The 19,805-nt window shown below is 37.0% G+C and carries 19 protein-coding genes and 2 riboswitches; of the genes, 6 read left to right on the forward strand and 13 right to left on the reverse strand.

Features of this window, described 5'->3' with window-relative positions:
* Positions 1-11 precede the first annotated feature (11 nt).
* Both NY607_RS03610 and NY607_RS03615 read left to right on the forward strand, forming a co-directional pair.
* The gene (locus tag NY607_RS03610) at positions 12-1,400 is read left to right on the forward strand and encodes a TldD/PmbA family protein (protein ID WP_259419164.1); all 1,389 of its coding nucleotides are present in this window, start codon (positions 12-14) and stop codon (positions 1,398-1,400) included.
* 3 nt (positions 1,401-1,403) lie between these two features.
* On the forward strand, positions 1,404-2,747 hold the full coding sequence (locus tag NY607_RS03615) for a TldD/PmbA family protein (protein WP_237900137.1): 1,344 nt from the start codon (positions 1,404-1,406) through the stop codon (positions 2,745-2,747).
* A 130-nt stretch (positions 2,748-2,877) separates the two neighbouring features.
* Here NY607_RS03615 and NY607_RS03620 read toward each other — a convergent pair whose 3' ends face one another.
* The 7 genes from NY607_RS03620 to ribE all read right to left on the reverse strand — a co-directional run bounded on the left by NY607_RS03620 (position 2,878) and on the right by ribE (position 9,381).
* Positions 2,878-3,723: a GNAT family N-acetyltransferase gene (locus NY607_RS03620; protein WP_237900135.1), complete on the reverse strand. Its 846-nt coding sequence runs from the start codon at positions 3,721-3,723 to the stop codon at positions 2,878-2,880.
* Positions 3,724-3,736: 13 nt separating this feature from the next.
* The gene (locus NY607_RS03625) at positions 3,737-4,285 is read right to left on the reverse strand and encodes a histidine phosphatase family protein (RefSeq protein ID WP_237900123.1); all 549 of its coding nucleotides are present in this window, start codon (positions 4,283-4,285) and stop codon (positions 3,737-3,739) included.
* 98 nt (positions 4,286-4,383) lie between these two features.
* Entirely contained in the window at positions 4,384-5,691 is a 1,308-nt protein-coding gene (locus NY607_RS03630; RefSeq protein WP_103117740.1) for an ATP-binding protein, read from the reverse strand.
* Positions 5,692-6,012: 321 nt separating this feature from the next.
* Complete coding sequence (locus NY607_RS03635) at positions 6,013-7,452, reverse strand: spore germination protein (RefSeq protein ID WP_131519708.1); 1,440 nt, start codon at positions 7,450-7,452, stop codon at positions 6,013-6,015.
* A gap of 138 nt (positions 7,453-7,590) precedes the next feature.
* Positions 7,591-8,073, reverse strand: coding sequence for a 6,7-dimethyl-8-ribityllumazine synthase (gene ribH / locus NY607_RS03640; RefSeq protein WP_048389922.1), 483 nt, complete (start codon positions 8,071-8,073; stop codon positions 7,591-7,593).
* Between the two features lie 15 nt (positions 8,074-8,088).
* Positions 8,089-8,718, reverse strand: a complete 630-nt coding sequence (gene ribB / locus NY607_RS03645) for a 3,4-dihydroxy-2-butanone-4-phosphate synthase (RefSeq protein ID WP_131519706.1) — start codon at positions 8,716-8,718, stop codon at positions 8,089-8,091.
* A 24-nt stretch (positions 8,719-8,742) separates the two neighbouring features.
* Positions 8,743-9,381: a riboflavin synthase gene (ribE, locus tag NY607_RS03650; RefSeq protein ID WP_259419165.1), complete on the reverse strand. Its 639-nt coding sequence runs from the start codon at positions 9,379-9,381 to the stop codon at positions 8,743-8,745.
* Between the two features lie 199 nt (positions 9,382-9,580).
* Positions 9,581-9,706: riboswitch (FMN riboswitch) on the reverse strand.
* A gap of 116 nt (positions 9,707-9,822) precedes the next feature.
* A riboswitch (FMN riboswitch) is annotated at positions 9,823-9,948 on the reverse strand.
* A gap of 221 nt (positions 9,949-10,169) precedes the next feature.
* On the opposite strand from ribE, the gene NY607_RS03655 reads away from it, so the two are divergent.
* From NY607_RS03655 to NY607_RS03665, 3 genes are all read left to right on the forward strand, one after another.
* Positions 10,170-11,294, forward strand: a complete 1,125-nt coding sequence (locus NY607_RS03655) for a YibE/F family protein (RefSeq protein WP_259419166.1) — start codon at positions 10,170-10,172, stop codon at positions 11,292-11,294.
* Positions 11,291-12,067, forward strand: coding sequence for a YibE/F family protein (locus NY607_RS03660; protein ID WP_259419167.1), 777 nt, complete (start codon positions 11,291-11,293; stop codon positions 12,065-12,067). The genes NY607_RS03655 and NY607_RS03660 overlap by 4 nt, the downstream gene beginning before the upstream one ends.
* 241 nt (positions 12,068-12,308) lie before the next feature.
* A complete protein-coding gene (locus tag NY607_RS03665; RefSeq protein WP_259419168.1) occupies positions 12,309-12,926 on the forward strand; it encodes an HAD-IA family hydrolase in 618 nt (205 codons plus the stop codon).
* A gap of 46 nt (positions 12,927-12,972) precedes the next feature.
* On the opposite strand, the gene NY607_RS03670 is transcribed toward NY607_RS03665, so the two are convergent.
* The 4 genes from NY607_RS03670 to NY607_RS03685 all read right to left on the reverse strand — a co-directional run bounded on the left by NY607_RS03670 (position 12,973) and on the right by NY607_RS03685 (position 16,647).
* Entirely contained in the window at positions 12,973-13,797 is an 825-nt protein-coding gene (locus NY607_RS03670; protein ID WP_131519701.1) for a methyl-accepting chemotaxis protein, read from the reverse strand.
* A gap of 98 nt (positions 13,798-13,895) precedes the next feature.
* Complete coding sequence (locus NY607_RS03675) at positions 13,896-14,876, reverse strand: VanW family protein (protein WP_131519700.1); 981 nt, start codon at positions 14,874-14,876, stop codon at positions 13,896-13,898.
* Between the two features lie 301 nt (positions 14,877-15,177).
* On the reverse strand, positions 15,178-15,786 hold the full coding sequence (locus NY607_RS03680; protein WP_112117691.1) for a CAP domain-containing protein: 609 nt from the start codon (positions 15,784-15,786) through the stop codon (positions 15,178-15,180).
* A gap of 231 nt (positions 15,787-16,017) precedes the next feature.
* Positions 16,018-16,647, reverse strand: coding sequence for a transmembrane-type terpene cyclase (locus NY607_RS03685; RefSeq protein WP_259419169.1), 630 nt, complete (start codon positions 16,645-16,647; stop codon positions 16,018-16,020).
* A gap of 158 nt (positions 16,648-16,805) precedes the next feature.
* On the opposite strand from NY607_RS03685, the gene pgeF reads away from it, so the two are divergent.
* Positions 16,806-17,570: a peptidoglycan editing factor PgeF gene (gene pgeF, locus NY607_RS03690; protein ID WP_259419170.1), complete on the forward strand. Its 765-nt coding sequence runs from the start codon at positions 16,806-16,808 to the stop codon at positions 17,568-17,570.
* A 36-nt stretch (positions 17,571-17,606) separates the two neighbouring features.
* On the opposite strand, the gene NY607_RS03695 is transcribed toward pgeF, so the two are convergent.
* Both NY607_RS03695 and NY607_RS03700 read right to left on the reverse strand, forming a co-directional pair.
* Positions 17,607-18,719, reverse strand: a complete 1,113-nt coding sequence (locus NY607_RS03695; protein WP_237900091.1) for a Ger(x)C family spore germination protein — start codon at positions 18,717-18,719, stop codon at positions 17,607-17,609.
* Entirely contained in the window at positions 18,716-19,798 is a 1,083-nt protein-coding gene (locus NY607_RS03700; protein WP_054550732.1) for a GerAB/ArcD/ProY family transporter, read from the reverse strand. Before NY607_RS03700 ends, NY607_RS03695 begins: the two co-directional genes overlap by 4 nt.
* Positions 19,799-19,805: the final 7 nt, after the last annotated feature.

The raw sequence follows: 19,805 nt of genomic DNA on the forward strand, positions 1-19,805 counted from the left end.
GAGGAAGATACATGCTTAAACAATCTATTATAGAAAATGTACTTGAAGCGGCTCTTGCAACAGGCGGTGATTTTTCTGAAATCTTCATTGAAGATAAGTACACCAATGAATTCCTATTACAGAGCGAGAAAATTGAACAAAGTATTGCTGGACGTGATTTCGGTATTGGCATCCGAATTTTTTCAGGATTTCAAAGTATATATACCTATACGAATGACTTTTCAGAGGAAGGTTTACTAGCAGCGGCCAAAAGAGCAGCAATAGCGATTAAAGGTGGAGCAACAGGAACTATTCATCCACTCCAAAAAGACATCATCACACCTATTCATCAAATCCTCCGTATGCCTAATACAGTGGAGCACACAAGTAAAATAGCTATTATGCGTCAAGCAGATTCCATAGCAAGAAATTACGATTCTCGGATTAACCAAGCCAGAGTTCGCTATTTAGACGAACAACAAAACGTTTTAATAGCTAATTCAGAAGGCAAATTTGTGGAGGATACACGTGTTCACAGTAGGCTCAGCATACAAGCAACAGCTACAGAAGGCACTGAAGTCCAAACAGGCTTTTATGGACCTGGTGCACATGCAGGCTTTGAATTTATTGAGCAACTAGATTTAAACCACTATGCAGGAGAAGCTGCACGTATTGCTGTGACGATGCTGCATGCAGATGAATGTCCAAGTGGTAAATTCCCTGTCATTATTGATAATGAATTTGGTGGTGTTATTTTCCACGAAGCTTGTGGTCATGGTTTAGAGGCCACGGCTGTTGCCAAAAACAATTCTGTTTTTGCCAATCGTATTGGTGAAAGAGTAGCTCCTGAAATTGTTACTTATATAGATGATGGCACACTTCCGAATGAATGGGGTTCTCTCAACATTGACGATGAAGGAGAACAAACAAGAAGAAATGTTTTAATTGAAAATGGCATTTTAAAGGGTTACCTAATTGACAAATTTAATGCTCGACGCATGAATGCGCAACCAACAGGCTCTTCACGTCGACAATCTTATCGATTTAATCCAACCTCTCGTATGACGAATACTTACATTGCACCGGGCACATCTACCCCAGCAGACATAATTGCCTCAACTGAGTATGGGATTTATGCAAAATATATGGGTGGGGGACAAGTTTCCCCTGCAACTGGTGATTATAATTTTGCAGTGATGGAAGCCTATATTGTCAAAGATGGCAAAATAGATCGTCCTGTGCGAGGCGCCACGCTCATTGGCAATGGTGCCAAGACATTACAACTAGTAGATCGAGTTGGGAATAATCTCGCTCATGGAGCAGGTATGTGTGGATCACTTAGTGGTAGCCTTCCTGTCAATGTCGGACAGCCGATGATTCGCGTAAGTGAAATAACAGTTGGTGGAACAAAGGGGGAATAGACTATGAGTATCACACAGTTCCAAAATAAACTTTTACAAGAAGCCGCACTGGCTGGGCTAACGGAAGCAGAAGTCTATTATGAACAGAAAACTTCTTTCCAATGCACACTGTATGAGGGTGAATTAGATAGCTATGAAACATCAGAGGATGGTGGACTTAGCCTTCGTGGTGTCTACAATGGTAAGATGGGCTATGCTTATACGGAAAAAGTAGATGAGGATTCCATTTCTTTTTTAATTGACTATGTAAAAGCCAATGCAGATGTATTAGATGAGTATGAAGACCTTTCCATTTTTGAAGGTAGCCTGGAATATGCTGAGCACTCTTTTTACAATGAAGAGCTAGCTGCAGTTAGTATTCCTGAAAAAATCGAGTTCTTACGTGCTATCGAACAGAAAATCCGAGCTTACGACCCTCGCATCGTTACACTTGATTATTGTATACTACAATACTATTCGACGGAACGAACATTAGCGAATAGTAAAAAATTGTCTTTATCTCATAAAGAAAATGGCTTAATCCTTTACCTTTCGACAGTGGTCAAAGAAGGCGACGAGCTAAAAACAGGTGATTATTTAAAAACAACAAGGGATTTCCATGCACTTGATGTAGATACTATTGCCAAGAGGGTGGCTGAGGAGGCACTTGCAAACTTAGGTGAACAGTCCATCCCTTCTAGTAAATATCCAATCCTTCTTCGTCATGATGCGGCAGCCTCACTACTTAATACTTTTATGCCCATTTTTTCTGCTGAAAATGCACAAAAAAATCAATCATTATTAAAAGGAAAAGTGGGACAGCAAGTCGCTTCTAAAGGAGTCACACTCCTCAATGTTCCTTATCATCCCGATGCGTTATCTGGTGGGAACTTTGATGGTGAGGGGGTTGCGACAAAACATCAGGCCATTATTACTGAGGGGACATTACAAACACTTTTGCATAATCGGAAAACAGCTGCTAAAGATGGCTGTGAGACAACAGGTCATGCAAAAAGAGAATCCTATAAAGATACCTTGTCCATTGCGCCTCAAAACATATATATTGCACCTGGCCAAGATACACAGGACACATTAATCTCCTCTTTATCAGAAGGAGTACTTGTAACCAATTTATCCGGACTTCATTCTGGTACAAATAGTATTTCAGGCGACTTCTCTGTTGCTGCACAAGGGTTTCATATTCAAGATGGCAAACTTGCATCACCCGTGAGGCAAATGACCATTGCGGGTAATTTCTTTAGTTTGCTTAAAAATATAGAAGCTATTAGCTCTGATCTTTACTTTTTACCAAGTGGTCATGGTTCCCCATCAATCATTGTGAAAGAACTTGCTGTAACCGTTGAATAATCATAGAAAAGTGAGCCTCCAATAAATGGAGGCTCGCTCATTAATTAAAAATTCCTCATCATGTTAGGTTTGATCAAATAGCTTCACATAACTATGCTTCGCTGGATAATTATAAGATGAAAAGCCTGGCTTATAGTTGCTTTGTCATCTGTACCTGCTCTGTTGTCACCTTTAATCCATGCTTTAACAAATAGCTCGTTGCTGGATTGCTCGCTAAGAAATTCACTGTCGTCAAATGGACTTTATGTGTTGTAATACTTGCTAAAAACTGTGTTATTAACTCTACATTACTTTCCTCTAGTATTACCATTTGATAAAGTAGAATACGCTCCACCTCACCATATTCATTCCACAATGTTTTGTATAGCATATAGCCAAGTGGTTCATTGTTATCATTATAAAACACCTTTGCTTCCCCATGCTTCACGCTCTGCCAGTTACACTGCCAAGGAACATTTTCCCGATAGAAAGATAGATGTGCTAGCTGCTCTGGGCGAATGGTCGCAATATGAAGGGCTACTGTAGATGTTACCTTTGCTTCATACTCGCCGCTTAAAAATAATAGTTGATTGGCAACCACATAGCCATATTTTTCATATAAGGCAACGGCTACCTGATTTTCCTTAATGGCTTCTAACGTACCCAATTCTACATTTTCTCGCTTATAGATAGCTAGGGTTTCCTCCATTAATAGGCGCGAGACACCCTTACCACGATATGCTGGAGAAATACCAGTCCCACCATTCCAAGCTGTTTTTTGGCCATCGATGGTACGAAAGCCATTCATCACAATGGCAATCGGTTCCTCTTGATCAAAAACGACAATAGAATGCTCAGGAGATAACCCCTCCCCCACTAGTCGCTGTAAAAACATTTCTGCTGTCATATTAATTTCAATAAAATAACCTTCAAAGCCTTTGTTCCATGCTTTCAATACTTCATCTAATGTACATTGTGCAACTGTTTTAATCTTCATACAATCCCTCTTTTCAAATGGAATCTAATGCTGCTAGATTTTCTAAGGTTAGTTTTCTCACAATCTCATAACCATGTCCTTGACCTTTAGGTTTTATGACAACCGTCCCCATATTCGAAATGATGCCCAGCCCCACATTTCTTGGAAAGCTATGCCCAATGATTATGTTGTTTATGCCCTCGGGTGGGATGATTTCCAGCATCGATGTAGAAATCGTTACTATACTGCTTTGCACTACTGTAGGAAGATTGCCACCTAACATAAAGATTTCAAACAAGAAGGGGTCAATTTGGAGATTGCTGTTTGGAAATGCCAAACGTGCTGTTTCAATGGTCCGACAAAAAGGACTGGTAGTGATAGTGGAAAGGATGGGAATTTGCCAATAGCGTAGCATTTGACCATAATAAATTGCCTCCCTACGACCTTGATCGGATAAATTCCGTTGATTTTGACAACTTTGAAATGTACCATATGCTTGATCTACACCAATAGTTGCTGTTCCGTGTCTTGCATATAAGGTTAGCCCACCTTTTCTCAATAACGCTAGGAGACCCTTTTCCATTTTCTTCATCTCCTTCATCATATCACTTTCTACTTTGTAATGTATGTGCTGTACATAGAAAAAAGCTCCCCACAACTTTTTGTAGGAAGCTTTTTTTGTTATTTTATTGGAATTCTGACAATAGCAGTCGTTTCTAAATGTTTTGATGAGTCAATTGAAATATGACCATTATATTTAGTGACAATTTCTTTGACAATAAATAAGCCTTGCCCTCTTAGTCTACCATTCTCATGTTTTTTCGTTGAAAATCCTTGTTTGAATATGTGATCGGGATTCGCAATATTTGGCCCAGTGTTGGTAATTTTAAATTCATACTGAGATTCATCTGCTGTACAGCAAATCTTAATCTTACGTTGTTCCTCAGGTAATTCAACAGCAGCGTCAATCGCATTATCAATTAAATTGGATAGAATCTTGATTAAATCTGTCGTTTTAATCTTATTAAAGTCATTTTGAGAAAGCGTAAAATCCATATCAATATGATGATTTTGAGCCGTTAATTTCTTCGTTTGCAATAAGATGGACAAACCTGGATGATCAATATTTAATTTTAATGACTTAATCGCCTGAACTTCTTTTGATAGTGAGGATAAATATTGTCTCGCCTGATCTGTTTTTTCTAATTGTAATAAACCATGTAACACTTGGATATGGTTCGTAAAATCATGACGTAGGGACGACACCGAAGTAATCAATGTTTTGATTTCTGCTAGATATGTGTCCTCTGTAGCGCCAACTTCCTTCGCTACCTCTTTTTGATACCATCTTTGTAAAAATAAAAAAGAACCGATGACAATTAAAATAAGTACACCATTAAAAATAAAATTAAATAGGTTGTCTTCAATGACTTTACCCTTAATACCATTTAGCGTATCTGCACTAATGTCAATGCCTAAATACCCGATAATTGTTCCATTATCATCTTTGATGGGTGCACCAACAGATAAATAAGACCCATGTTCAGAATCATGAATTACCTCTGTAACATAGGTTTCACCATTATAGGCCTTTTCAACATGCTTTGCAGGAACAGTACAAACCACGCCAATACCGAAGCCCTCTTTCATTTCTTTTGGCATTCCTGTAATCATGGCTATAGATACTTCAGGATTGTCCACCTTTAAGGTGTAAACAAATAGTGCACCTAATTTTATCCTTGCATCGTTTAAATAATTTCTTACTTTCCAATAATAATCATTTTCCTGTGGATTATTTAAAAATTGCTGATAGGCATCCGTATCTATGGATGCAGCAATAGAATGGGCTGCCTCTAAGCTTTGATTGGCAATCGACTCTTCAACGGTCTTTTTTATTTTTACATAGGATGTAAAGATGTTTAAACTTGTAAACAAACATAATAAAATCGTTGATAGAATTAATATTAGTTTTATTTTTCTATTTTTCATAAAAAACGGTACTTCCTCATCTATAAATATTCTAGAATATTATTATATTATAATTAACTCTATTTTTTGTTTGTAAAGCAAACATTGCTTGTATATCCTACATAAATTAAAACACAAAATCAATTTTTATTTTATTCATACCCAAAATTACACACTGTAACAAATAGTTTAATAATCCTTGACAAGAAAGTAAACTAAAAAGATAAGTAATAACTTTTTATGTCTCATTTCCTATTTAAATGGAAAATTAAAAAAACCACTAAAGCAAAGGTAACAAAAAAAGATCAGGTATCAACAATACCTGATCTCATCACAATATGCTTATTTTTTACTTGAAGTCCGTGTTTGATCTTGCGGCTTTAGAAAGGTAGGTCGTTTACTATAGCCCTTTGGAGATAGTCGCAATAGGGACTTACGTATATTGCCCTTTTCAAAATCGGCACTAAAGTTTACGTACGGCACTCCCAAGACTCTCATATTCGCAGTGTATAAAAGGATGAAAAACACGGATATAAAAAAACCAAATAAACCAAAAAATGCCGAAGCCATAATAATGATTAATCGAAAAATACTCATAGCCGTCACAAAGGATTGATTGACCAATGTAAATGCAGCGATACTAGAAATGGCAATCACAACAATCATTGAGGGGCTTGTAACACCTGCTTTAATCGCTGCATCCCCAATAATTAGTCCTCCTACCACACTAACGGAGCCACTGACGGCACTCGGAAGACGTAAGTTGGCTTCACGAAACAATTCAAACATAAATAGCATCATTAAAATTTCTAGAATGGTTGGGAAAGGCAATCCCGTTCTCGATTCGACAACCGTTGCCAGTAGTAAAAATGGAAGCTGTTCTTGATGATATGTCGTCAATGCAAGCCAAAAACCTGGCAGTAGCATACTTATTAATATCCCGACAATTCTGAGTAATCGTTCCATCGAGCTAACAATGAGTGGGTACTCATTATCCTCTGCTGATTTAAAGAGCAACATAATATTCGCAGGTGTAATTATGGCATAGGACACACCATCAATCATTAAGAGTATTCTTCCTCTAATTAAGGCCTGCATAGCAAAATCAGGTCTTCCTGTATAATCATGTCTTGGAAGAATTGTCGCTGTCTTTTCAATTTTTTCCATTAATAAGTCGCCATTGATAACAATATCCGTATCAATTTTTTGTAATTGAAGTCGAATTTGTTCCAGCATATTTAAATTCACAATGTCTTCCATATATAGTATGGCTACGGTTGTTTTAGAACGCTTACCAATTTCTAATGTCTCTATACTAAAAGAATTAGTCGGTAATCGCTTTCTTAATAAAGCAATATTAATAAAAACATCTTCAATAAAGTCATCTCTAGGTCCCTTTACTACTAGTTCTAATGTTGTTTCCCCAGGCTCTCGATTGGGTCTTTTTGAAATATCACTAGAATAAAGTAATTGATTTTCTTCAAAATACAGTAAAACATGGCCTTTATAGACCCTAGTTACCGCATCCTCTTTCGATAAAATCTTTTGTAAATAGGGAATGTGTAAATGCTGTTCAATTTCTTCCTCTAGCATGTCCTCCGTGACATTGCATAACAAAGATTGAACACGTTGAACAACCACAGTTTGAAGTATTTGCTCATTGACCATTGCATCACAAGTAATCAAATGTACTGTATATTGCTGAAAATTATATTGTTGGAAAATCACATCAGCAGAGCGTTGAAATAGTGATTTCAACATTTTCAAATTAATTTGTTCCATTGATGAAATACTTCTCATCTCCTACTGAGCCAGCTCAAGATTAGTACATTTATGAAAACAATCACCTTCAATAAATACACTTAAGCATATTTTTCCCATGGTTGTTCAAAATATTCAAAGAAACAAATGTTGTGACGACTATTCAAATTGTCCTGATCCAATCATTTTCTTTAGATTTGCCATCTCAATTGCAGACATTGCAGCATCATAGCCTTTATTACCAGATTTCGTTCCTGCACGTTCAATTGCCTGTTCAATATTTTCGGTAGTAACAATTCCAAAAATAACAGGTACATTCGTTGACAATGACACATTGGCAATGCCTTTTGCCGATTCATTACAAACATAGTCATAGTGTGTTGTAGAGCCACGAATAACAGTACCTAAACCAATAATAGCATCATATTTCTTGGTTTCTGCCAGTTGTTTCGCTATAAAAGGAACTTCAAAAGCTCCTGGCACCCATGCAACATCAATAGATGCAGAATCAACCCCATGACGAGTTAAACCATCCATTGCCCCATCCAATAATTTGCTAGTAATAAACTCATTAAAACGACCCACTACTACTGCAATTTTCAAATCCGTTCCAATTAATTGTGCTTCAAATGTTTGACCCATTGTTCCTTCTCCTTTTTACATAGAAATTTTAGTTTTATTAGTGGATAATTGTTGACGATAAGCAACCAATGCTTCTATCGAGATCATTTTTAAGCCATGATGTGCAGCGTAATTTGTTAGTTCTTCAAACCGAAGCATGTGCCCATCATCACCCATAATTTCGCAAATAACACCTGCAGGTACGCTATGACAAAGCTTCGCTAGATCAATAGTGGCCTCCGTGTGTCCTCTCCGTTCCAGCACGCCTTGCTCTTTCGCAATCAACGGAAAAATATGGCCTGGTCGACGAAAATCAGTCGGCTTAGCTTGCTTTTCTACCATCCTTTGTATCGTTAGCGCACGCTCAAAGGCGCTAATCCCTGTCGTTGTTTCTACATGATCGATACTTACCGTAAATGCGGTTTGATGGTTATCTGTATTGTGCTGAACCATTGGATATAAATCTAGCTTTTGTGCAAGCTGCTGTGAAATCGGCGTACAAATTAAACCTCTACCATTGGTTGCCATAAAGTTGATTGTTGCTGGTGTGATGAATTCAGCGAGTGCCAGAAGATCTCCTTCATTTTCTCGATCCTCATCATCAACCACCACAATCATATTGCCCTGCCTTAAATCCTCTATGGCTTCTTCAATTGAATGTAGCACGATGATCAACTCCTATTCTGTGATTTAAAAACCATGTTGTGCTAAATAATCTCTTGTAATAGCTGGCGTTGTTTGCCCCTTTTTTAATTGCCCTATAATGTATTTTCCAACTAAATCGGTTTCGATATTAACGATTGCTCCAACCCTCTTCATACCTAAAACGGTTTCTTTGTAAGTATGAGGAATAAGTGAAATTGTGACACTCTTGGCTTCAACATGAAAAAGGGTTAAGCTTGTGCCATCAATTGTTATGGAACCCTTTGGAATACAGAAGTTGGTTAGTTCCTCTGACAATTCGATATCAATATAAACGGCGTTTGCTACTGGACGTTTTCGCAAAATTTTGCCGACTCCATCAACATGACCAGCAACAAAATGGCCACCAAATTGCCCATTAGCAGGCATGGCACGCTCCAAATTAACAGAATCACCTATTGCCAGCTGCTGTAGATTTGTTGCTTTGACTGTTTCAGGCATAACATCCATCGTAAGCTGCTGTTGTGTGAAATTTGTCACCGTTAAACAAACTCCATTGACCGCTATACTGTCACCAAGCTTGACATCCTCTGTTATCTTGGCTGATTGCACCGTAATTTTCATACTGTCCCGATCGCTTTGCACGGCTTTTATGATACCAATATCCTCTACAAGTCCTGTAAACATTCCATCACCTACTCTACTTTATTAGCACTTCTATCCTTTACTTTTAAAGTTGTTCCACCTGTTTTTGTGCCTTATCCTTCTCCCTTCTCTCGTTAGCAATAAAAAATAAAAACCCCTTTACATCAAAGGGGTTTTGGGAGTATAAGACATCAACAAATAAGCCTATTTGAAAACAATTTTTTCATAGACTGTCATCTCATTCGTTCTTCTCCCATCCAGACTATCACTGTCGGTTTTGGATTTGCACCAAATCAGCTTGCGCTCACGGACTTTGAATTGCTTCATCACCGCCGATTGGGAATTTCACCCTACCCCGAAGAACATCTTCTATTCGATTGTAGCTAAATAAAAAAACTTCCCACAAGATGATTGGGAAGATTTGTAGTAAATGCATAGTCAAATAAACCTTCTAAATTAGAATCAATTTAAAAAGTTCGCATTTTTACCCTTCTCCCATCCAGACTGTAACTGTCGGTTTTGGATTTGCACCAAATCAGCTTGCGCTCACGGACTTTGAATTGCTTCATCACCGCCGATCGGGAATTTCACCCTACCCCGAAGAATATTTTTATTTAGCTAGTCTTACGATAACACTATTTTATTATATTATCCATCCTTCTTTTTAAATTTTTTTCGAAGCATAAATTTTAAACAGCTCTGACGAGACTTGAAAAATGTAAAAGATGTTAATAAAATGATGTCATTTAACCTGTTTATGGAACTTCTTAATCAACAAAACGTTCCTTTACAAGTGACTATTCAGTCTAGGCCGTTTGGAGGTCATTAATTTGACATTTTTAAAAAATATACCTTTTAAACAAGCTGTTTTCTATGCCCTATTAGCACTCTGTTGTGGGGTTTCGATTGTTTTCGTAAGTCATAACGAACAATTTTATGATCGACCGATAGCAGAAATAACGCAAGTGGATGTAATAGAATCAGAACCGATGACAGATATGTATGAAAATGAGGATTTTTTGTTTACACAGGAGATGATGGCCATTATCAAAAATGGTCAGCATAAGGGGCAATCCATTCATTTGACGAATGACTATTCTTCGTCTGGTGCTTTTGATCAAGAATATCATGTAGGCAATGAAATCTTTGTCACGGTAGATGATCGCACAACACAATCAGTTTTAACAGGAACCATTCTCGATTTAAAACGAGATCAAACCATGGTAATGATTGCATGGATTTTTATTTTTGCCCTACTTATTGTAGGTAAAAGACAAGGCTTATTTTCTATCATTAGTTTGAGTGTCAATGCTGTGATTCTATCATTCGCATTAGATCTTTATGTGAAGCATGGGGGCGTAAGCCTGTTATTAGTCAGCGGCATTTGCGCCCTGCTATTTACGATTATTTCGCTACTACTTATTAGTGGATTGCATACAAAAACATATGTAGCCATCGTGTCCACACTTTTAGGCACTGTTATAGCGCTTATCATAAGCTCTATTGTAATGTGGTTGACAGGTGAAAATGGTCTTCGTTATGAAGAAATGCAATTTTTAACACGTCCCTATCGTACCGTCTTTATGGCAGGTTTATTTATTGGCTCACTCGGGGCAGTAATGGATGTTTCTATTACAATGGCTTCCTCAATTTTTACTTTGTACGAGCAAGATCCTACAATCTCTGTCAAGGCTCTGAAATCTTCGGGACATGAAATCGGTAAAGATATTATGGGTACCATTACAAGTATCTTATTCTTTGCCTACCTTTGCGGCTCCATACCTATGATTATTCTCTATTTAAAAAATTCTTCCACATTAGGGCTTACATTGTCCTTAAATCTTTCTTTAGAATTAGCCCGTGCCTTAGCAGGGGGTATTGGTGTTGTCCTTACGATTCCTATCAGTCAGTATACCGCTCTATTTTTCATTAATCGAAAGAGGGTTCGAGGATGAATGTTGTCGTCTTATTAGCAGTTATATTATGCGTGTTAATGGTACTTGTCGGCGGTAGACAGGGGATACGCTCATTTCTTTCTTTATTCCTAAACTTTGGTGTGCTCTTTGTCACCATTTTTTTAATGACAAACCCTAAAAATAGCCCTATCATCTTGACGTTTATTGCCTGTACGGTCATTAGCTGTATTAGTCTTTTCTATATCAATAAAACAAACAGTAAAACCATTACAGCCTTTATCTCTACGATGATAACGATAGTTGTGTTACTACTCTTTATTGCCTTTGTAACGGAAAAGTCGATGATCCAAGGGTTTGGCGAAGAATCAACTGAAGAAATCAGCATCTTTTCTCTCTACGTCGGTGTTAATTTTGTGCAGATAGGTGCATCAGTCATCATTATGAGTACGATAGGTGCCATTATGGATGTAGCCATTTCCATCGCTACCTCTATGCATGAGATTTTTTATCGCAATCCTTCGATGAGTAGAAAAAAACTATTTGCAGCTGGCTTAAGTATAGGAAGAGATATATTAGGAACCGATACTAATACGTTATTTTTTGCTTTCTTTGGTGGCTATTTAAGCTTATTAATCTGGTTCAAGGACCTCTCCTATTCGATTGGGGAAATTGTTAACTCCAAGGTTTTTAGTGCCGAAATGACAACCATTTTTTGTGCAGGAATCGGCATTGCATTGATTATTCCGATTGCCGCCTGCATCAATGCCTTTTATTTAATTCGAACACGCGAAAAAACAGAAAAACTTTTATAATAATTACCAGTACCTATCATAAAACACAATAAAGCCGAGGTGTCTCAATGGACTTTTAAGACACCTCCTTTTGTTGTACCATTTTCATTGCAATCGCCGTATTTTCTGATAATATTTACCATAAGATGTTTACGTACGCTCAAAATGGTTGTTATTTCAAGAATACTAGATTGCCCATTCCATGTAACATTTTTTAGCATAGAACGTCAATACAACGAGATGAAAAAGGAGAAAGTTTGCAATGAAGCATATTATCTTTGATTTTGATGGGACGCTTGCAGATTCTACTGCTGTGTTTGCATCAGCATGGAATACTTTAGCCCTAAAATATAAATTTAAAGGCATTGAATTGAAGGAAATTGATACATTAAAAAAATTATCAATTTCAGAACGCAGTAAATTATTCGACTTCCCAATGTATAAGTTACCTATGATTTTACCGCAATTTTATAAATTGTATCGTCAATCATTAAATGATGTGCATCTTTTCGATGGAATGAAGGAACTATTAATAGAGATTGATAAAAGAGGCTATAAAATCCTGATTATTTCCTCAAACTCTAAAGAGAATATTTTAGAATTTCTTAAAATGAACGGTATTCATTGTGTAGCAGATGTACTTTGCTCCAACCGCATTTTTGGTAAGGACAAAGTAATGAAAAAGTTTTTAAAGGAAGCGAATGTCGACTCGTCTGACGTCGTATACATTGGAGACGAGCAAAGGGATATTGTTGCTTGTAAGAAAGCCGGTATACCAATTATTTGGGTGGAATGGGGCTATGATGCCAAAGAAGTCGTGCAAAATGACGAACCTGAATACAGTGTCTCAACACCGCAGGAAATTTTAGAGATCATTTAATCATGAAAAAGGATAATAGCACTTGTCTATTATCCTTTTTATATGCCTATCCTTTGATGTCACTAATTTGCATTAGCTTTTCTGCTGTACTATTAACCCCTTTGTAGGCATCTGTTAATTCATGCATACTCGCAGCAAACTGCTGTGTAAACGCAGCAATTTGATTTGTTGATGCATTGACCTGATCGATGGATTGTTTAATATTTTCTAGTTGCACAGTTATGCTATCAGCACTTTCTGTGCTACTCTGGGACATTTTTTGTATTTCAGAAGCGACCACCGCAAAGCCACGCCCATGCTCACCTGAACGTGCTGCTTCTATCGATGCGTTTAGACCAAGAATTCTCGATTTCATAGCTAAATCTTTTACTAAATGGACAATCACATTAATTTGTTCAATATCGCCTGTCATCGATTCCGCGAAATTAGATAGCTCTTCCAAACGATTGGATACATCCTTACTGGCAGTGGCTAATCCATCATTTGTAGCTGTCATTTCTTCTACGGCACTCGAAAGCTCAGTTGCCAATAGACGCATACTATCCATTTTTTCGTTCGAAATAATGGCACTTACTACGCCAATAATACGTCCTCCTTCAAAAATAGGCTGGGCAGAGGCGATATAGGCCATACCAAAACCTTCTGCGCTACGCTCCTCTTTCACAAATTTTCCTGAACTTAACGCTATTTCTGTTGCTGTACCTCGATATTTATGTACTGGGTCACCAACCCCAACTTTTAAGTCAACCTTTTTTCCTGGTTTGTAGGCAAGCACTTTTTCCGTATCTGCCACGATGACACAAGCATCCTCTGGGTAGGTTGCTTGGTATAAATCAATCGAATCAATCGTTGCTTGTAGTTTAGGATGCATTTGTCTTTTCCCCCTAAAATTTTCTGAATTGTATCAATTTAACTATAGCATGCGATCCGAAAAAAGACACCAACGTCCAGTGGTGTCTCCTTACAACATTATGGTTTTTTCAATAATTCTACATATTTTTCTGCCGTTCGAATTTCAATTGTTAGAGAATTCTCTCCATAGCTTGCCTTAATTAAAAATGGTACATCATTTGAGTTTTGAAACCTAAAATCTAACGTATCATAAGAAACCGTAGCATCTCTTCCTTTTGGGACATATCCTACATCTAACGAATGATGATGGCGCTCAACATATTTGACGGGAATTTGGTCTACTGCATTAAACAAGGTTGAAGAAGTTTGACAGATTCCACCACCAATTCCCATGACTACCTTCTTATTAATAATTTCAGGTGCGGGTTGATAGCCATTTGCCTCATCTCTTGGACCCACAATTGTATTAAAAGAAAAATAATCGCCACTGCCTACAATCACATTATGAATGGCTCTAGCAGAGAGCTCAATATTTTTATTTCTGCCTAAATCAGCACGATTGAAATAAGTTGTATAAGATGCAACAACCACTTCCTCTAATAAAGGAAGATCCTCAAAATAATAGCCACTTTCTGTTATATAGAGCGGCATTTCTACCTGACCGCCAGTCGCAGAAGCTTCGATAATACGCTCCACTAGCTCACTTTCCTTTAAAATGATTTGCGGCTTCCCCTTGATCACTTGCCCATTTTCATCCAATCGATCAAGCATCATACGCTGATCATAGCCATTTGATGTGTCCGTTCCTCTCGCCCATTCCCTTGCTAATTGTTCGATATGCTTTTGATAGGCTTGTGGGTCCGTATCGAAGCCAAATTCCTTTGGAGATATTGTTTTAAGTACCTTACTCGTAGTTGGATCAACAACCTCTACAATAGGATCAATCATTTGTTCTTGTTCATATGTAACAGGTTGCTGTATTTCCTCACGTTGTTGAATTTTTTGTTCTAGCTTGTTATCAGGGACTGCTGTTTTTTCACAACCTACGAGACCCGTCATACAGATAACGCAACATGTAGCTAACCACTTCTTTTTCAACCATAAACACCACCTCTATCTTCATACTACAGAGACATCTTATTCGTCTATTGCTCATAGTGTGTTGTTTTTTGGTTATTTTTATTTGTCAAGATAGCAAAAACAGGCTACATTATCCTTAGCCTGACATATCTAAAGATAGTTTGATGTGTATTCTTGTAGTTAATTAACCTTTTAATGATTTAGGGGGATTAATTCTAGAAGAAGTAATATACGCTTCCAATACGGTATACTTTAGAATTTAACGCGAAAAAGAGCATCTACTAGCTATCACAAAAGCCAATAGATACTCTTTCTTTTTTTATTTTTGAATAAACATTTGTGTCCAGTAATTACCTTCCTGTACATAGCCTACACCAATATGTGTGTAGCTTTTATTAAGGATATTGGCACGGTGTCCTTCACTGTTCATCCAGGCCGTTACAACTTCCTGTGCGGAGCGTTGGCCCTTCGCGATATTTTCACCAGCAGATTTATACGTAATACCGAAGTTTTTCATCATGGTAAAAGGTGTACCATACGTTGGACTTGTGTGGTCAAAGTAATTTTTATCCTGCATATCTTGCGACTTATATTTAGCAACCCTTGATAGCTCCCAATCTTCTTGCAATGCTGGAAGACCTGCTTTTGCCCGTTCTGCATTGACAAGTTTCACAACCTCTTGTTCAACTGTTGCCTGTTCTTTTACAGGGACGTTAATTTTTTGACCTGGAGAAATTTGATTTGGGTTAGCGAGTTGTGGGTTGGCATCAATTAATTCCTGTACACCCGTTTCTGTTTTTAATGCTATTTTCCATAGCGTATCACCAGATGTCACTGTATAGGATTCGGCGGCCATTGCCGCAACTGGCACTAATAATGAAGTTGCTACTACTGAAGCTAGTGCTACTTTTTTTATTTTTTTAAACATGTTAATCACCCTTCCTAATTGCTCTACCATTATCGTAAATAGTTTTTGAGCCATAATCATCACAAAATATTTGGAAGGATTTTTACAATTGTATGACAAGCTCGCCATATGTTTAGTTAAAGCCCTTTCTCTCGCTATTCTTTCCCATTGGAATTGTCATCAAGTTGCAATATGTTTGTAATTGGCATACATTACTAATAGATTCAGTGATCAATTGCTGCACAAAATATCCTATTTTGCTAATTGCTTACGCTGTAATCGATAAATTAAGAGAATATAGAGCCAATCATAAAAGAGCGTTGCTACAGAAATAACGGTAATTAAAGGTGTGCGGAAGTATAGATAAAAGCCTACCGCTGCAAATAATGTACCCACCATCTTACAAACTGCTATCCCCAGGGATTGACCAGCTAAATTCCCTCTTTGCAAGAGTAAAGCAATAAATAGACCTGACATCATAAGATTTTGAAAGAATGCTACGTACTTTCCTTCAAAATCTTGAAATTCATAGACTATACCTAAAATGATCAGCATGCTAAAGATTAACGTGATCAAAAAGGAGAAATACAATAGCTTTTTTGATAGCATCTTTCGATATTCATTTGGCGCATAACGTAAAAATTGCATCAAAATAAAGACATCCAATACAAACCAAATCAGCGTAATATAGCGTTGCAGGTCATTTTGTGGGTAGAAAAAAGCAAAGATAAATTCCCATGAAATATTGGCACAAATAGCGACCATAGGCATGCCATAGGTTTTATCTTGCCATCCTTTGTAAATAACAAGTATATATGTAAAAATCCAAAAAAGACCCATTCCTACTTGGCAAATGAATAATATGTCTTGTTCACTCAACATTCACGCTCTCCCCCTCTCTAGCATTCCTTCTACTATATGAGGAAATTGATTCTTTATGTCTAAAAGTTTGATAGACGGGTAAAGGAGTAGCTAAATAGTAAAAAACGGCAACCTATACATTCCACAAGCGATCCTATATAGTAAAACGAGGTGATTAAATGAAAATAAAAATGTATATAGAGAATGAGCAATTTATCGCAGGAACGACCTTAAAAGATGAGATGGAAGTAGAACACAATAATATGGCTTTGCATAGTTGCCATGATGTTCAAGCTATCATTAACAATCGTCAGCATTTAGCTGTGACATTGAACTGTGATTTACAAAATTTTATTTGTACAGAGCAAACACATAGTGCGAACTTTCATAAAGTCACATTAGCTGATCAAGGACGAGGAGCGGCACAAATGGATACAGCGGTGAAGAATACAGACGCGCTTTATACAGTTGAGCCTAACTTACTATTATGTAGTTTTACAGCAGATTGCGTGCCCGTTATTTTTTATAATGCTGTGAATGGACTTGTCGGTGTGATTCATTCGGGATGGCAAGGAACCGTCAAAGAAATAACACCCAAACTGTTTCAGCATCTTATGAATGAAGAACAATGTCGACCTGAGGACTTTCATGTTCAAATCGGTATGGCACTGAGTCAGCAGAAATTTGAGGTAGACGCAGATGTATATGAAAAATTTCACAGTCTTGGTTATGCCGAAGAATTTATGTATTACAATGCAGAAACGAAAAAATACCACATTGATAATCAGCAGACAGTCAAGAAGCAATGTGAGCTTGCGGGTATTCCAGTGAATCAAATACAAATTGATGAAACCTGTACATTCCTTAGTCCCGATGGCTTTTCTTATCGTCAAGATAAACAAGCTGGAAGACATTTAAGCTTTATTATGCGAAAAACACAATAACAGCAAAGACCCTTCTTATCGAATGGGTCTTTGCTGTTATTTTAAAGTACCTGTACTAATAATGGACGTTTCTACATGGACCTTCACGTCTAATTTTCTAATAAGCTCTCTTGTTTTTTTCGATGTCCATTTTCCATGATGATACATTCTAAATTCTTCACTTAAGCCAGCTGGATCTACCTCTGTTTTATTTAATCGTGCTAAAAATTCACTAATATCCTGTTCCAACTGTTTATTCACATCTTTTTCCAGATCACTAATGCTTTCAACTGTAAATAAATGTGATTCTCTTTCTCCCTTATATTCGCTTAAAGTACCCTTTATTTTTAAGAAAATCGTTAATTTGGGTGATTCCATATTTTTATTACTCTCTTTTTTCACACTGCTCTCGATTAAATCAATCATTACCTTTTCTTCTCCATGTCCTGCATTTAAATCAAGATGCAATGGAGCAAGATTTTTCTGTCCACTTAAAGCTTGAATAACTAGTGCTTCCTCAGGTTTAATTAATTCATGCATCTGATTCCCTTTAAATATGGCAACGCCTTTAATCTCTAATTTCTCCCCTCGTTTTTCAACATAGGGTAATACTACATCAACTACTGGATTGGTAATCGAATACATAAAATCATGAATATTTGTATTGGGATTAAAAGCAGTATTGATACTCGGCTCTAATAGATTGTTCAAATAAAAATTAATACTTGGCTTATCAGGGTAATCCCCTTTTAAAATCGCTTCCGCATTATCCTTCACAACAGCTATCAATACTTTATTACCTACTTCCGCATTGCGATATAAGTGCTGAACAATTTTTCGAACATTCCCTTTCCGCGCAAAATCTTCGTTTACTAAGACAACTCGCAATTGATTGAAGACTATTTTTTTATCGGATTGCTTTTCTATTTCCACGATGCCGCTTGATACTAAATCTGTTGTGATAGAAAAAGTTTGTGTGTCTTTTTCTGCGTCTGGAGAATATTGGGGGATCGCTACTGTGAGTCTCATCTGGTTCTCATCGATATAGTCAAAAGCCATCGAGTCTACCATCCCAACATCTTCTAGAGGAACTTTTAATTCTTTTTTAGAACAGCCTGTAAGTAAAACGAAAATCAAAAAAGAAATGATGCATAGATGTTTATTTTTCATACCTGCACCTGCTTTTTTCGAATAACATATATCAGGATTAAAAACACTGGCCAGCTTACCAGCACATAGCCTACATAGTTACTTGCCATAAATAATTTTTCTTGGAATTCACGCGAAAAGGGCATTTTTACAATAAAGAAAATAATCAAGGCGATGATATACAACTGATAACTTTGCTTTTTCTTTTTAAGGAAGGTATCCATACCCCTTTTTGCACACCATACATAGGCTGTAATCGAGGATAAGATTAGAAAAACCCAAAGCGTAATGCCAATGATATCGATTCGCTCAATAAAGGTAAATTCTCCTGCCTTAAATAGGTTTAATACTGAAAACTCTACATTTTTTAATTGCCACTCTGAATAATACATGACGCTAATAGCTGTTGTGATAAAGCATAAAAATATACTAATCCAAATACCGATTAAGGAATGACGAAATGCCTTTTTTTGATCGATGATATATGGAAAATAAAATAGAATTAATTCGTAACCAAGGATAGAAAAATATCCTTGCTTTAACGCTTCATAAAATTCCTTAGGCGTAAAATTAAAGAGTGGCAAAAAATGACTTGGATCACCTTTTTCAATGGCCCAGCGCGTAAAATAGAATAATCCAATGGTAATAAAAAATGTCATTATACAAAATCGTGCAATAGATTTAATACCCCCACTTACAATATAAATAAGTAGCAGTAAAAAGCAAAGAACAGGCATGGTGATGGTTTGTTCCTGCAATGCTGTACTTTGAATTAAGTGCATATAATTACTAATAATCCCTGCACTAAAAACAATAAATTGAATAATGACGAGTAGATTTATAAATTTTCCGAGCCATTTTCCCAATAATATTTCATTCATTCGAAATAAATCATCATTGGGAAACTTCGAACAAAGCCATACCATCGCAAATAGTGTCAGGCTAGCAATCACACCAAAGAGAAGAGGCATAAATGATTGTGTGTAGCCCATAGGACTTAATTTCTGAGGGAGCGAAAGGATACCGGTACCAATCATAATACTTTGCGCTAAGAAGATGACATGATAACGATTTAACACCTTTCCTTTTGTTGTATTCAAAGTTAAC

Source organism: Lysinibacillus sp. A4 (assembly GCF_024919535.1).
GTDB classification, from domain to species: Bacteria; Bacillota; Bacilli; order Bacillales_A; family Planococcaceae; genus Lysinibacillus; species Lysinibacillus capsici.

Bases quoted from the DNA above. Each gene is read 5' to 3' on its own strand.
- NY607_RS03610 (WP_259419164.1), top strand. From the start codon at position 12: ATGCTTAAACAATCTATTATAGAAAATGTACTTGAAGCGGCTCTTGCA.
- NY607_RS03615 (WP_237900137.1), top strand. From the start codon at position 1,404: ATGAGTATCACACAGTTCCAAAATAAACTTTTACAAGAAGCCGCACTG.
- NY607_RS03620 (WP_237900135.1), bottom strand. From the start codon at position 3,723: ATGAAGATTAAAACAGTTGCACAATGTACATTAGATGAAGTATTGAAA.
- NY607_RS03625 (WP_237900123.1), bottom strand. From the start codon at position 4,285: ATGGAAAAGGGTCTCCTAGCGTTATTGAGAAAAGGTGGGCTAACCTTA.
- NY607_RS03630 (WP_103117740.1), bottom strand. From the start codon at position 5,691: ATGAAAAATAGAAAAATAAAACTAATATTAATTCTATCAACGATTTTA.
- NY607_RS03635 (WP_131519708.1), bottom strand. From the start codon at position 7,452: ATGGAACAAATTAATTTGAAAATGTTGAAATCACTATTTCAACGCTCT.
- ribH (WP_048389922.1), bottom strand. From the start codon at position 8,073: ATGGGTCAAACATTTGAAGCACAATTAATTGGAACGGATTTGAAAATT.
- ribE (WP_259419165.1), bottom strand. From the start codon at position 9,381: ATGTTTACAGGACTTGTAGAGGATATTGGTATCATAAAAGCCGTGCAA.
- NY607_RS03660 (WP_259419167.1), top strand. From the start codon at position 11,291: ATGAATGTTGTCGTCTTATTAGCAGTTATATTATGCGTGTTAATGGTA.
- NY607_RS03665 (WP_259419168.1), top strand. From the start codon at position 12,309: ATGAAGCATATTATCTTTGATTTTGATGGGACGCTTGCAGATTCTACT.
- NY607_RS03670 (WP_131519701.1), bottom strand. From the start codon at position 13,797: ATGCATCCTAAACTACAAGCAACGATTGATTCGATTGATTTATACCAA.
- NY607_RS03680 (WP_112117691.1), bottom strand. From the start codon at position 15,786: ATGTTTAAAAAAATAAAAAAAGTAGCACTAGCTTCAGTAGTAGCAACT.
- NY607_RS03685 (WP_259419169.1), bottom strand. From the start codon at position 16,647: ATGTTGAGTGAACAAGACATATTATTCATTTGCCAAGTAGGAATGGGT.
- pgeF (WP_259419170.1), top strand. From the start codon at position 16,806: ATGAAAATAAAAATGTATATAGAGAATGAGCAATTTATCGCAGGAACG.
- NY607_RS03695 (WP_237900091.1), bottom strand. From the start codon at position 18,719: ATGAAAAATAAACATCTATGCATCATTTCTTTTTTGATTTTCGTTTTA.